Origin of the sequence: Timaviella obliquedivisa GSE-PSE-MK23-08B (assembly GCA_019358855.1) — a bacterium.
In the GTDB taxonomy this organism is placed as follows: Bacteria; Cyanobacteriota; Cyanobacteriia; order Elainellales; family Elainellaceae; genus Timaviella; species Timaviella obliquedivisa.
In genome coordinates this window covers 205,465-218,865 of record JAHHII010000006.1, presented here as the reverse complement: position 1 = coordinate 218,865, position 13,401 = coordinate 205,465, and the positions used below count along the sequence as shown (strand labels likewise).

Here is a 13,401-nt window from a genome sequence, read left to right as displayed (position 1 = left end):
TGTGTATGAGTCTATTAGGGAACTTTACGAGTGATTTATCCCATCTAGGTCACTAGCCAGTTGGAATCAAGGAAGGAACGATGAACTCATCAAAGAATGACGAAACAAAAACCTCTACCCTTGTTAGTTGGGGTTGGGTTAACCAGACCAATACGAGCTCTAGCCCAGTAGTACCTCCTAAGGCACCATCCACTAAGCCTGCGATCGACCTTTTCTCTCCAGTACGGCAATGGTTAAACAAAATTGAAGTCAAAGATGCAGGGTTTGCTCACTTCTTGTGTCAGCAAATTCCGTCTCAATGCCCTTTTGAAAGACGTGTGCAGTTCAAAGGCTATACCCTACTCTACATTCCACCTCTCTGTAAGCTGAATCCTGTCTACGATGAAGTGGTAGCTTTGCGTTTTCGGGCACTCTGTTACTTAGCAGACGTTTGTGGCAAGGACATCTCTAGTTATTGTTAGATAACTTTGATTTTAGAGAGGTTGTTTAAGTCCTAAGGGGCTTGATACGAGTAGAGTCGACGGTAACGCGATCGGCAAAGTAAAGATGATACCTTTCAGTATCCCCATTAAGGGGTTGTGAATTACTTTAATTGAGGCTGCTAAAGGCAGAACCGAAACCTCAATAGAGCAAATCCTCTCAGTCAAGAGAATTTTTCAAACAAGTTTTGACTATCTATGTAGCCTAAAATTTCCCAGATTCCTTACAAATCTGAGAAATTTATCAACTATTGGTCGTTAATGCGTCAGACAAAGCAACGAGCTTACACGCTTTTGATAAGCCAAAGTAAACCTTATTGGGTTGAGGCTTGTTCTAGGCTCTGAGGTCGATACAGTTAAGATTTAGGTAAATTGCAGTAGCATTCCGGCTAAAGCTGCAATGCCTGCGGCAATCATAAGTCCGGCTGGCATGAGCTTGCGGGTTTTAAACCAACGCACGGCGAAGACGACAATTAGTAACGCGGTAATCGCAACAGATAGCGGCAGTCCCCACCTCATGCCCTGCTGTTGAGCAATACCTCCGGCTAAGAGAAGTAAGCCGCTAACGATACCAGAAATCAGGGAAACTTTACTCTGAACTTGGGCGTAGCCAATGATGCCGCCAATGATGGCGAGGATGGCATAAGCGATCGCTGCGATGGTTCCGGGAGTCATAGCGGATAAGAATGATAGGGTAGTTGTAAGCTGGCGAGAGTTGCCAACCCTCGCTCATATTCTCATTGTTCAACCCCTAATTCGTCTGTAATCAATGTTCTGTAACATCTGGTATCAATGAGCGAGTCTGTTTCTGCTTCAATCGAGGTTTTGCAGCGTCAGGTGGCAGCGTTACTGCTGTATCAGTCAGTTTTCGATGATGAGATTGGGCAGGCATTTTTGCGGTTGCTACAAGTGTTTCGGCAGCAGAGTAAGGATGAGTTGGCTTGTTTAGAAACGTATGGGCAATGGTTTCGGACGATGGCGGCGGCGGGGCTAAGCTGGCAGGATTATTTGTTGACGCAGATTACGCGGGCAGATAATCCTTTTACTCGTGGGGTACAGCGAGTACCTCACAAAGGATCGCCTTTGTCCGAGTTGCCACCTGCTTTAGTCTTGGCGGCACGGCAGGATTTACGAGGGCTACAAAGCTTGTATCAATGCAGCGGTCATCAGTTTAACCTCTGGATGAAGGCTAGGTTTTCGTTTTCTGCACCGTTAGTAGAGTGGACGACCCCTTGCGGGTATCTCGCAGAGATCGCTCCCACCCATGCCCTCGACTCAAATCTTTGGCGACAATTCCAAACATTAGAAGATTGGACAGAAATTTTGCCCGACTTAGCCGATTATTATCGCCAAGCTGGCGTTGGTGTATTTGCAACCCATCATGCCTTTCGTTGGCAAAACGGGCAATTTGCGGGTATTGCCCACCCTGACCCAGTTCGGCTACGATCGCTAGTGGGCTACGAGATTCCTAGAGCGGCGTTGCTGAAGAATACGGAGGCGCTGCTGGCAGGTTACCCAGCGTTGAATGTTTTGCTTTACGGCAGTCGAGGCACGGGAAAATCTTCGCTGGTCAAGGCTTTGGTGCATGAATATGGCGATCGCGGTTTGCGGCTGATTGAAGTGGGCAAGGCGAATTTAAAAGATCTGCCCACGATCGTCGAGCAGTTGCGTCTGGTGCCCCATCGGTTCATTATTTTTGTCGATGATTTGTCTTTTGAGGAAGATGACGAGTCATTTAAGGCGCTTAAGGTGGTCTTGGAAGGCAGCTTGACGGCGCGACCCGAAAACGTAGCGGTGTATGCGACCTCCAATCGGCGGCATCTAGTGCGGGAGTTTTACGGCGATCGCCCCACACCCAAAGATGCGGATGAGATTCATCACTGGGATACGTTGCAGGAAAAACTGTCGTTTAGCGATCGCTTTGGCTTAACGCTGACCTTTGAGCCTGCCGATCAAACCACCTATTTAGAAATTGTCCGTCATTTGGTGAAGGAAGCGGCGATCGAGATTAGGGATAAGGATTTAGAGTTTCGGGCGTTGCAGTGGGCAACTCGACAGAATGGGCGATCGGGGAGGACAGCGAGGCAGTTTGTCGATTTTTTGCGGGCAGATCAAGCGCATTAGGGATCTGAGGTTAGGACTTTACATGAAATCCAAAATCTAAAATAGATTCGGCTAGATTTAGCGTTTCTTTCCAAACTTCGCCTTCAAGTCTTCTAGGGTTGGATCGGCGGCAGGTCGGTTTTCTGCTGGCTTAACGTTGTTTCGTGTGGGGTTGACGCTATTTTTTGCTGGGTTGATGTTGGTTTCTACTGGCTTGACGCTATTTTCTGTTAGCTTGACGCTATTTTTTGTAGGGTTGACGTTGTTTTTTGTAGGGTTGACGTTGTTTTGTGTAGGGTTGACGTTGTTTTGTGTAGGGTTGACGCTATTTCCTGCTGAGTTGACGTTGTTTTCTGTGGAGTTAACGCTGCTTTGTTCTGGATGCTTGCTTTGAGATAGAGTTTGGGGCGATAGAGTTTGGGGCGATCGCTTGCTTTTATGGACAATAGGCTGAGTTGTAGGCTTTCCAGTTCTACCCGATATGCCTTCACCGCCCGCTTTCATCGACAAGCTAATCCGTTTCAGACTCTCATTGATCTCTAACACCCGAACTTTGACCACCTGCCCCACCTTCACGATTTGCTGCGGGTCACTGACGAACTTATCTGCTAGCTGCGACACATGGACTAGCCCATCTTGATGCACGCCAACATCCACAAATGCCCCAAAGTTAGCCACGTTGGTAATTACGCCCTCTAGCTCCATGCCCACGGTTAAGTCGCGCAAGTCTTTCACACCTTCCTTGAATGTGGCATATTTGAACTCGGCACGCGGGTCGCGCCCTGGCTTTTCCAGTTCTGCCAAAATGTCTCGCAGGGTGGGTTCGCCCACTTTATCCGTCGCATATTTCTTTAGGTCGGCTTGCTTTAATCGTTCCGCCACCTGGGTCATGTCGGTTAAAGGGACATTGAGATCTTTCGCCATGCTTTCGACCACACCATAGCTTTCAGGGTGTACAGCGGTATTGTCTAAAGGATTCTTGCCGCCCCGGATGCGCAGAAAACCAGCAGATTGCTCGTAGGCTTTAGGGCCCAGCTTAGGGACTTTGAGAAGAGTGCGCCGATCGCCAAATGCTCCGTTCTCATTCCGATACGCCACGATGTTATTAGCGATCGCCCCCGTAATGCCAGACACCGAGGTCAAGAGTTCTTTTGAAGCCATGTTCAGGTCAACACCGACATAATTGACGCAGCTTTCCACCGTTTCATCGAGTTTTTTGCGCAACAGCTTCTGATCAACGTCGTGCTGATATTGACCCACACCAATAGACTTCGGATCAATTTTCACCAGTTCTGCTAGCGGGTCTTGCAGCCGTCTTCCAATGCTAATAGCTCCCCGCACCGTGATATCTTGGTCAGGAAATTCAGCGATCGCCACTTCACTGGCTGAATAAATGGAAGCCCCCGACTCATTCACCATCACTTTCACGGGCTTGAGGTCTAAAGATTGCAGCACTTCCTCCACAAACTCGTCTGTTTCTCGTCCCGCAGTGCCGTTACCAATCGCAATCAGTTCTACCTGATATTTTTCCACCAACTTCTTCACAGCCAGACCTGCCTGCACCCGCTGGTTTGCCGCCTGATGGGGAAAGATGGTTTGGTATTCCAAAAACTTACCTGTCTGATCTAGCACCGCAACTTTACAGCCCGTGCGAAAACCAGGATCGATCGCCATTGTCGGTTTCATGCCTGCCGGAGCAGACAGCAAAAGTTCTCTTAAATTCGCCTCAAAGGTTTGAATCGATTCCACATCAGCCTGTAGCTTTTTCGCCGATCGCACTTCTCCAATCAGCGAAGTTTTCATCAGCCGATTGAACGCATCTTTTAACATCCCGCGATAAAAAGTACGAATGGCAGGGGCTTTGCTGTGGATTTCTTCAGAGTCTAAATAAGCCAAAACCTGCTCTTCATCAAAGTTCAAGTCGAAGTTTAATATGCCCTCCGCTTCTCCCCGGTAAAGTGCTAGCAAATTGTGAGGGGCGATCGCCTTCACTTTAGCTTGGTAGCTGCGATACATCTCAAACTTAGTCGAACCCTCCGGCTGTTCCCCCTTCATCTGCGACACAAACATTCCCGAATCCGTCAAATAATCGCGTAAATACGCCCGTAACGCTGCTTTCTCCGCCACTTCCTCCGCCAAAATATCCGATGCGCCCCTCAAAGCTTCTTCTGCCGTCTTTACGCCCTTCTCTTCTGAAACAAACTTAGCGGCTTCCGGTTCCAGTAACACCGTCTGGACGTTAGGCTGATTCAAGGCGCGGATAAAATCTGCCAATGGCTCTAGTCCCTTTTCTTTGGCGATCGTGGCGCGGGTGCGGCGTTTGGGGCGATAGGGCAGATAGAGATCTTCCAGTTCGGTTTTAAGCAGGCTAGCTGTAATTTGGGTTTCTAAGTCGGCGGTGAGCTTACCTTGATCGGCGATCGATCTCAAAATGATGGCTTTTCGCTCTTCCAGTTCGGTGAGGTAGGCAAAGCGATCGAACAAATCCCGCAATTGAATCTCGTTCATCTCCTCCGTTCGCTCCTTGCGATACCGAGCAATAAAGGGCACCGTTGCTCCTTCTGCCAACAGTTCTAGGGCGCTGGCAACTTGGGCGGGGCGCAGGGAGAGTTCTTCAGCCAAAAGTTGAGGGATGTTTATCATGCGATCGCGCGTCGTAATTTCATGCACCCAATATAGTAGCGCGAGCAATCCTTGGGAGTAGAATCTGCCAATGAAATTCTCAAGAGATGGCTTGAATCTCTGACTTGAGGATAACTTGGGAGTAGCGGTTTACTGAAAGTGCGAAACTGGAGACAGCGATTGAGGAAAATCTGAGAGGGCTGGAACTATGGCGATCTCTGGCAAAACTATCTCTATTGATCAGAAGACTTGGACGGATGAGGAGTTTATGGCGTTGCCTAAAGATGGGCATCGTTATGAGTTAGTGAATGAGGCGTTGGTGGATATGGGCAATTCGGGGATGGAGCATGGCTATGTGGCTTGTATTTTAGTCGCAGTTTTGACAACGTTTGTACAGCAAAATAGGCTGGGTGCCGTCTGCGATTCTAGTACAGCGTTTACTTTAAAGACGGGTAACAAGCGATCGCCCGATGTTTCCTTTGTGGCAAGAGAACGGCTCAAGGGATTAAAGCGTCCACCGCGCGGCTTCTTTCAAGGTTCTCCTGATCTAGTGGTCGAAATTCTCTCACCTGGCAACACTGTTGAAGAGATCCACGAAAAAATTGTGGAGTATTTTAACAATGACACTCGTTTAGTGTGGGTCATTCATCCCGATGAGAAATACGTGTTGGTTTACCATTCACCGGAACCCGATCGCTTGTTGCGTCCTCATGATCAGTTAGAAGGTGAGGATGTGGTGCCGGATTTCTCCATGCCTGTCACAGATTTGTTTGAAGAATGGGATTTTTAAGAGCATTAACCAGAGGAATTGCAGTTAAAGAGTTGGCACAATTGGAAAAAATATGCCCAAGAAAATCAGGGAATTAAAGGCAATTCTACGTCAAGCTGGCTTTGAATGTAAGCGAATCCGGGGTAGCCACGAACGCTGGATTCATTCGGGACTACCAGAATTGCCAATTACTCTGGCTGGGAAAGATAGCCAAGACGCAAAGCCCTACTTAGAAAAATTGGTAAATACAGCGTTACAACAATTAGATGAAAAGGAACAAAACGAATGAGCCAACTTAAATATCGAGTAAATATTGCTTGGTCTGATGAGGATGACTGCTACCTAGTTGAACTGCCAGAATTTTCGACAGAGATTCAGCGGTATTTTACCCACGGTGACACCTACGAAGAGGCGCTCAAAAATGCTCAAGAGGTGCTGGAACTAATCATCGAAAGTTATGAAGCCGAGGGAAGGCTCCTACCTCAACCGCAAACTTTGCAAGCAGCGTAAGGAGAAGAGGGGGCGATCGCATTACGATGAAACTTTTAGAGGTAGTATCAGAATCCACAACAGCAACTTGAAGAAATTAATCCCATCCCCGCGATCGCTCCACTCATCACCCCATGCCCAAAGCCCCAGACATTCAACTACCCACGCACCTCAAACAACGCCTCGCCCAAGGACATCCGTGGGTTTACCGCAACCATGTGCCGCCCTCAGTTCGCTTTCCATCGGGAACTTGGGTGAAGGTGCGCTGCGGGGGGTGGACAGGATATGGATTGTGGGATGCCAACGGTTCGATCGCCATTCGGATTTTTTCAGAACGGCAGGTGCCCGACAAAAAATGGTTTTATGACCAAGTGCAAGCTGCCTGGGAACTGCGATCGCCCCTCCGGCAACAGGGCTGCACCGCCTACCGCTGGCTGTTTGGCGAAGGTGACGGGCTACCTGGACTAACGGTCGATTTATATGGCGACTATGCCGTGATTCAAACCTACATGGAAGGCGCTGCCAGACTTCTAGAGGATCTGGTTGCTGCGTTAATCGCCACCTATTCTCTCAAAGGCATTATTCTACGAACCAAGCACTCTGCTGATTTGCCCGAAGAAAGAGATGAAGAATCCGGTAAAGGCAGGTTGTTCTGGGGACAAGCCGCGCCGAAAGATTTGACGGTACAAGAACATCATCTAAAGTTTCAGGTAGATTTGCAGACCGGACAAAAAACTGGACTATTCCTGGATCATCGAGAAAATCGGCGGTTTTTAGAAGGTTGGAGTCAAGACCGGGAAGTACTGAATTGCTTTTCCTACACGGGAGCCTTTTCACTGTATGCCCTGCGAGGCGGAGCAAAGCGAGTGGTCAGTGTAGATGTAGGGCGATCGCTAGCACAAGCCACAACGACAAATATTCATCTCAATCAATTAGACGAATCTCGCCATACCTTTATCACCGAAGATTGCTTCACCTTACTCAGTCGCTACGTCGAACAAAAACAGCGCTTCGACTTAATAATTCTCGACCCGCCCAGCTTTGCCAAAACCAAGCAAAATCGCCACGCCGCTCTCCGTGCCTACACCAAACTCAATGCCCTTGCCCTGCAATGCGTTACCCCTGGCGGCTTATTAGCAACCGCAAGCTGCACTAGCCAAGTTAACCCCGACGCATTTAAGGAAATGATCGCCGCCGCCGGAGCCAGTACCGGACATCGCCTGCAAATTATCCACGAAGCCGGACAGCCGCTCGATCATCCCGTCCCAGCCCAATTTCCCGAAGGGCGTTACCTCAAGTTTGTCGTCGGACGAGTGCGATAGGATGAAGAGGTTCTCTTGCGATCGCCCCCATGCCTTCTGCTCTCAAATGCCCCGAACTCCTTGCTCCAGCCGGATACTGGGACTGTGCCAAAGCCGCTGTGGAAAATGGAGCCGATGCCATTTATTTTGGTTTGGATCGGTTTAATGCCAGAATGCGGGCGCAAAATTTTACCGAGGCAGATTTGCCCGAACTGATGGCGTTTTTGCATCGTCGGGGAGTTAAGGGCTATGTCACGCTCAACACGCTGATTTTTCCTAGCGAACTGGCTGAAGCCGAGCAGTATTTACGCTCTATGATTGCAGCCGGAGTAGACGCGGCGATCGTGCAAGACATTGGCATCTGTCGCCTGATTCGTCACCTGTCACCAGATTTTCCCATTCACGCTTCTACGCAAATGACCATTACCAGCGCGGCGGGTGTGAAGTTTGCCCAAGCGTTGGGTTGTCAATTGGTGGTGCTGGCTCGTGAGTGTTCTATTAAAGAAATCAACAAAATTCAGCAAGCGGTTGAACTGCCGTTAGAAGTGTTTGTGCATGGCGCGTTGTGTGTCGCGTATTCGGGACAATGTTTGACGAGCGAGGCTTTGGGCGGACGATCGGCGAATCGGGGAGAATGTGCGCAGGCTTGCCGGATGCCTTATGACTTGGTGGTAGATGGAAAATTGTTGGATTTGGGCGATCGCAAATATCTTCTCAGTCCTCAAGATTTAGCGGGTCTAGAAGTTCTACCCGAACTGGTAAAAGCAGGAGTAACTTGCCTTAAAATCGAAGGTCGTTTGAAAACGCCAGAATATGTGGCTAACGTCACTCAGGTTTATCGCAAAGCGTTAGATCGGATCATGGCTAATTTAGAACATACGGTGCTTTCAGAAGAGCAATATAACCTGGAAATGGCGTTCTCTCGCGGTCTTTATACAGGCTGGTTTGAAGGAATTAACAACCAAGAATTAGTTCACGCTCGGTTTGGCAAAAAACGAGGCTTTTACCTGGGAGAAGTCACAGAAATTCGCAATGAAAAGGTAACGGTACAAGTACAGGAATTTCCCAAAGCCGGAGATGGTGTTGTGTTTGATTCCGGACATCCAGAGGCGAAGGAAGAGGGCGGTAGAATTTACACGGTTGAACAACGAGGACAGAATGCAGTTTTGAGCTTTGGACGAGATGCGTTGAACTTCCGCAAAATTGAAGTAGGGAACAAGGTTTGGAAAACGAGCGATCCTGAACTCGATCGCCATCTTCGCCAAAGTTTTAATACAGAAATCCCTCAGTTTCAACGTTCTATTCAGCTAGAAATCCACGGCGAGATTGGACAGAACTTAGTGGCGATCGCCCGTGATGAACAAGGAAATATCACCCAGGTCGAATCTACTATGCCTTTGGTCGAGGCGCACAACAAACATCTGACTTCAGAACGTCTAGAAGAACAATTAGGACGACTAGGAAACACACCTTTTTATCTGGAAAAATTAACGAATCATATTACAGGTAAGGTCATGATTCCAGTCAGTGAACTGAATCGGTTACGACGAGAAATTGTGAACGGTCTAGAAGAACTGCGATCGCGCCCCAAACAATGGCAACTCAACCCTAATGCATCCCGTCTTACCCTTTACCCTCAGATAGCAGAGAATTTATCCGGGCGAGCTCTTCGAGATATCCGCAAGGGATCGCATTACCCCTCCCTCGTACCGTTAGTTCGCACTTTTGAGCAGCTTAAAGCCGTTGTAGAATCTGATATTTCCACGGTCTACTGCGAATTTGAAGATCCCCGAACTTACCGAGATGCCGTCACCCTAGCGCACTCCCATCATCAACAGATTTGGGTCGCCCCTCCTCGAATTACAAAACCGGGAGAGAACTGGATTTTACAGCAAGTGCGCGATAGCGAAGCCGATGGATATTTAGTGCGAAATTATGATCAGCTTCAATTTTTTGCAGGCGACCCTTGCGGTAACGGCAAAGCCGCGCGCTGCCTGGGAGACTTTTCCCTTAACGTTGCCAACGGTCTGACTGCCGATTACTTGAAGCAGCACTTTAATTTGGAGCGCCTTACTGCTTCCTATGACCTCAATATTGACCAACTTAAAGATTTAATCACAAGCTGTCCTGCCGATTGGTTTGAAATCACTATCCACCAGCATATGCCGATGTTTCATATGGAGCATTGTGTCTTTTGTGCATTCATGTCACAGGGAACTGATTATACAAATTGTGGTCGCCCCTGTGAACAACACGAGGTGAAGTTGCTCGATCGCACAGGGAAACAGCACGTTCTCAAAGCTGATGCAGGGTGTCGTAATACTGTATTTAATGCGACGGCTCAAACGGGCGCAGAATATGTTTCACAGCTTCAAAATTTAGGAGTGCATCATTTCCGCGTTGAATTTGTAGATGAAAGCCCCGAGCAAGTCATACAAACTCTTCACTATTACCGTCAGCTTTTGCAAGGAGAAATCTCAGGTTCTCAGCTTTGGAGAGCGTTGAAAGTGCAGAATCAACTCGGGGTGACTCGTGGAACCGCATCACGGTAAATTCTTTAAAGTAGATTCTTTAAAACAGTCAGTCAGAAAATTTAACCCTATGCCAAAAACCCACCTGCCAAAAACACTCTGGGTCGGCATTGGCTGTCAGCGCCATTCCTCTCGCTTACTCATCGAACTGGCGATCGCCCAGGTCTGCCAAAGTCATCATCTCCTCGAAACTGCGATCGCCGCAATTGCCACCCTCGATCGCAAAGCCGATGAAGCAGGATTAGTAGAATACTGCCGCGATCGCCATCTTTCCCTGTTGAGCTTCACCGCCGCCGAGTTGAGCCAAATTCCCACCACTTGCTCCTCTCCCCGTACCCAAGCCTTAGTGGGTTGCCCTAGCGTTGCCGAAGCGGCTGCCCTTCTAGCTGCACCTCTTGGGGCAAACCTTTGTGTCACGAAACAGACCTTTCGTCATGAAGATTACTTAGGCGGCGTGACAGTGGCGATCGCTCAATCTTAACTTTTGTATCTTTAATCCATGTCACTCCTAAATCTGAGTTACCACATCAAAACAGATTAGTAGAGAAGCGCTAGACTTTCCTGAAAGCTCCATTCAACTTAAGTAGAAAGATGTAAAAGAAATGACATCTCCTGAATTACCATTCATCGAAGCATTATTTTGATCCCGTCACGGGGGATGGCGTTAATATTTGGGCAGCTATGCCAATCCTTTACCCTCTGCTTCCTGTATTGCTTCCCGTCAGTCTAGCTACACGCCCGTCAAGCTTAATACAAAGGATTCAATAGTGACTCCGCAAACTGTCCAAATTCAAGAACTCATTCGACAAATTGACGAGGCGCTTCGTAAAAGCATCCCTCGTTTTCCTTGGCTGCAATCTGGTGAGGTAGACCAGCAGCGCCAGGTGCTGCAACAAACCCGCAGCTACCTAGTAGTGCTACAACAACAGACACGGGAAGCAGAGGATAGACCGTTAACAGGCAGTACTGCCCCTGGCGCAATGACGGGGCAGTCGGTTGAAACTGCTCAACAGGTTTTGCAAGCTGTTTTGCAGGAAATGAATTATTTGCGCACTAATATGCTCCAGCCTTTGCGCTCAGACATTGATGCATTGCAACAGCGGCGATCGGCATTGGCACAAGAAGTTCAGCAGCTTGAAGCACAGCGGCAGCAGTCTTTACCTGCCGCTAATCAGCAATTTGTGTCTGAGTTTCTTCAGTCTTCTATGCAGCAGTTGCAAGAAAACTTGACGGGGCAAGTCGCCAATATGCTGGCAAGTTTATCGGCGCAAACGCCTGCTGATCAGCCCTTCTTGGGCGATGGCGATGCTCTTAGCCCAGCCCAGCGGCTCCAGCACATGCAGCGTCTACAAGCCCAATCTGATCAGCTTATGATGCGCCTCGATTCAGCCATTCGCATCATTTTTGAATCCATGCACGCTAACATTAATAGCTACGAGGATTCGTTAGAGCAAGGCTTGAATCGAATGCACACCTTGGGGCAGCAGGGTGAGGCAATGTTTTCGGCGTTGGTCAATCGCTTGGCAGAACATTTAGGGCGCGAAACTTCAACCTACTTGCAATCTTCCCTTCAGGTCGAAGCGCCTAGTTTAGGTACGAGTTCCCCTTCTGTAGATACTGAGATTGATCAACTTTTAGGAGAACTAAATGGCTTAAACCCAGCTAGTCAAACTCCTGATTTGGATCAGTCAGACCTTGGTTTAGAGCCTTTAGACCTCTCGACTGATGATGCCCCCCTCAGCTTTTATGACGATGAAATTACCCTACTTCAGCACCATCTAGATTCAACCAATGCAGAAGACATTACTCTGTTTCAGGAAAGTTTAGAGCCGTTGCCCTCAATTTCAACTGCACCCCCTAATGCTGAGACTGAGGACTTAACTGAAGACTTATCTTCGGCGATGGATTTGTTGAACCAACTGAACGGCAGGGGTGTTGAAGAATTAAGTGCAGGTGCCGAATCGTCAAAGGTTGATGACTCGGAAGCTGATGATGAGCTTTACCAAAGTTTGTTTGGAGATAGGGTAGAAGTGGAAGCTGGGGAAGTAGCAGTTGAGCTTACTGCTGAATTTGTGACTCCAGTCGAAGCAGTGGTAGAGACAGAAACTCCGATCGCAGAGATAGCTGAGCTAAGTGACTTGTTTTTCTCAGGCATGGGTGATCCAGCAGAGGTCGTTGAAGCAGAAGCAGCGCCTCCTCCAGAATTTTCTGATGCTGAGTTATCTCAATCGGTCGAAATATTTTTGCTGAAGGTTCCTGACCCTGAGCCAGCCACGAGATCTTCGAGAGATCCGCAAGGGATCTCGGCGACACCTCTGCAAGAAGTCACTGCTGACCCAGAGTCAACTCCCCCTGATGCGATCGCCTCTCTCTCTGATCTTATGGGTGATCCCTCAACTGTTTCCTCTCAAATCGATGAACAGTTTGAAGAAAACACCTATGAACCCGCTCACCCTGAAGAAAGTCTGTTGCTAGATGCAGCTCCGCCTGCAATGCTTGACTTAGAAGCTCTGCCAGAAGATACGCGTCAGTTGCTGGAATCAGATTTATCAAACCTAGAGTTCTCCGATTCTATTTTTGATCTGCCTCAAGTTTCACCTGTTCAAGTTCAAGCGGACATGACGCTGTTTGATGATGAGACTGGGCATCCCGTCGGCTTACCGCAATCTGCTGATCCTACCCTGCTACCACAATCCTCCACAGAGTTCGACCTCAACAACTTTGACTTTTCAGTTTCTGATCCACCTGACTCGGAAGTTGGCTTATCTTTAGAAACCTCTGTTCTCCCAGAATCTATTTCTGCATCTCCCCCCCAAACTTCTATGCCGCAAGATCATTCATCTACTCCAATCGACCGTGAAGCGTTCTTGACTGAAGACCCTGAAGAGTTCAATGCCTTTTCGTTTGATGGGTTAGACGATGAATTATTTGAGCCATCTCCTGATCTAGAGTTAGACGGACGATCGCCTGAGTTGGAGGAACTGCTCAAAAAAAAAAGATCGCACTCTAGAGAAGAGCACCGTCCAGGACGGGGGTGATCGAGCGAGCCACCCATCCTCCCCGTCAGCTTCTAAAGCTTGGCATCTCGGAATTGACATTGGCACGAC

Annotated in this window: 11 protein-coding genes; 9 read left to right on the top strand and 2 right to left on the bottom strand. The window is 48.4% G+C overall.

What is annotated here, in order from left to right; genetic code table 11:
• Window positions 1–80: 80 nt before the first annotated feature.
• The gene (locus KME11_13490; protein ID MBW4516222.1) at window positions 81–461 is read left to right on the top strand and encodes a Mo-dependent nitrogenase C-terminal domain-containing protein; all 381 of its coding nucleotides are present in this window, start codon (window positions 81–83) and stop codon (window positions 459–461) included.
• Window positions 462–842: 381 nt separating this feature from the next.
• Here KME11_13490 and KME11_13485 read toward each other — a convergent pair whose 3' ends face one another.
• The gene (locus KME11_13485) at window positions 843–1,154 is read right to left on the bottom strand and encodes a TMEM14 family protein (GenBank protein MBW4516221.1); all 312 of its coding nucleotides are present in this window, start codon (window positions 1,152–1,154) and stop codon (window positions 843–845) included.
• A 117-nt stretch (window positions 1,155–1,271) separates the two neighbouring features.
• On the opposite strand from KME11_13485, the gene KME11_13480 reads away from it, so the two are divergent.
• Entirely contained in the window at window positions 1,272–2,603 is a 1,332-nt protein-coding gene (locus KME11_13480) for an ATP-binding protein (GenBank protein ID MBW4516220.1), read from the top strand.
• A 57-nt stretch (window positions 2,604–2,660) separates the two neighbouring features.
• Here KME11_13480 and KME11_13475 read toward each other — a convergent pair whose 3' ends face one another.
• Window positions 2,661–5,225, bottom strand: a complete 2,565-nt coding sequence (locus KME11_13475; GenBank protein ID MBW4516219.1) for a helix-hairpin-helix domain-containing protein — start codon at window positions 5,223–5,225, stop codon at window positions 2,661–2,663.
• Between the two features lie 187 nt (window positions 5,226–5,412).
• Here KME11_13475 and KME11_13470 point away from each other — a divergent pair, with 187 nt between their 5' ends.
• From KME11_13470 to KME11_13440, 7 genes are all read left to right on the top strand, one after another.
• Entirely contained in the window at window positions 5,413–5,994 is a 582-nt protein-coding gene (locus KME11_13470; protein ID MBW4516218.1) for a Uma2 family endonuclease, read from the top strand.
• 52 nt (window positions 5,995–6,046) lie between these two features.
• A complete protein-coding gene (locus KME11_13465) occupies window positions 6,047–6,262 on the top strand; it encodes a type II toxin-antitoxin system HicA family toxin (protein ID MBW4516217.1) in 216 nt (71 codons plus the stop codon).
• Window positions 6,259–6,483 (top strand): type II toxin-antitoxin system HicB family antitoxin, encoded by a 225-nt coding sequence (locus KME11_13460; GenBank protein MBW4516216.1) that lies wholly within the window; start codon window positions 6,259–6,261, stop codon window positions 6,481–6,483. The genes KME11_13465 and KME11_13460 overlap by 4 nt, the downstream gene beginning before the upstream one ends.
• 113 nt (window positions 6,484–6,596) lie before the next feature.
• Complete coding sequence (locus KME11_13455; GenBank protein ID MBW4516215.1) at window positions 6,597–7,784, top strand: class I SAM-dependent rRNA methyltransferase; 1,188 nt, start codon at window positions 6,597–6,599, stop codon at window positions 7,782–7,784.
• A gap of 29 nt (window positions 7,785–7,813) precedes the next feature.
• Window positions 7,814–10,315 carry a U32 family peptidase gene (locus KME11_13450; GenBank protein MBW4516214.1) on the top strand — a complete coding sequence of 834 codons (2,502 nt, stop codon included), beginning with the start codon at window positions 7,814–7,816 and terminating at the stop codon, window positions 10,313–10,315.
• 49 nt (window positions 10,316–10,364) lie between these two features.
• Window positions 10,365–10,775 carry a cobalamin biosynthesis protein gene (locus tag KME11_13445; GenBank protein MBW4516213.1) on the top strand — a complete coding sequence of 137 codons (411 nt, stop codon included), beginning with the start codon at window positions 10,365–10,367 and terminating at the stop codon, window positions 10,773–10,775.
• 286 nt (window positions 10,776–11,061) lie between these two features.
• Window positions 11,062–13,332 carry a hypothetical protein gene (locus tag KME11_13440; protein ID MBW4516212.1) on the top strand — a complete coding sequence of 757 codons (2,271 nt, stop codon included), beginning with the start codon at window positions 11,062–11,064 and terminating at the stop codon, window positions 13,330–13,332.
• Window positions 13,333–13,401: the final 69 nt, after the last annotated feature.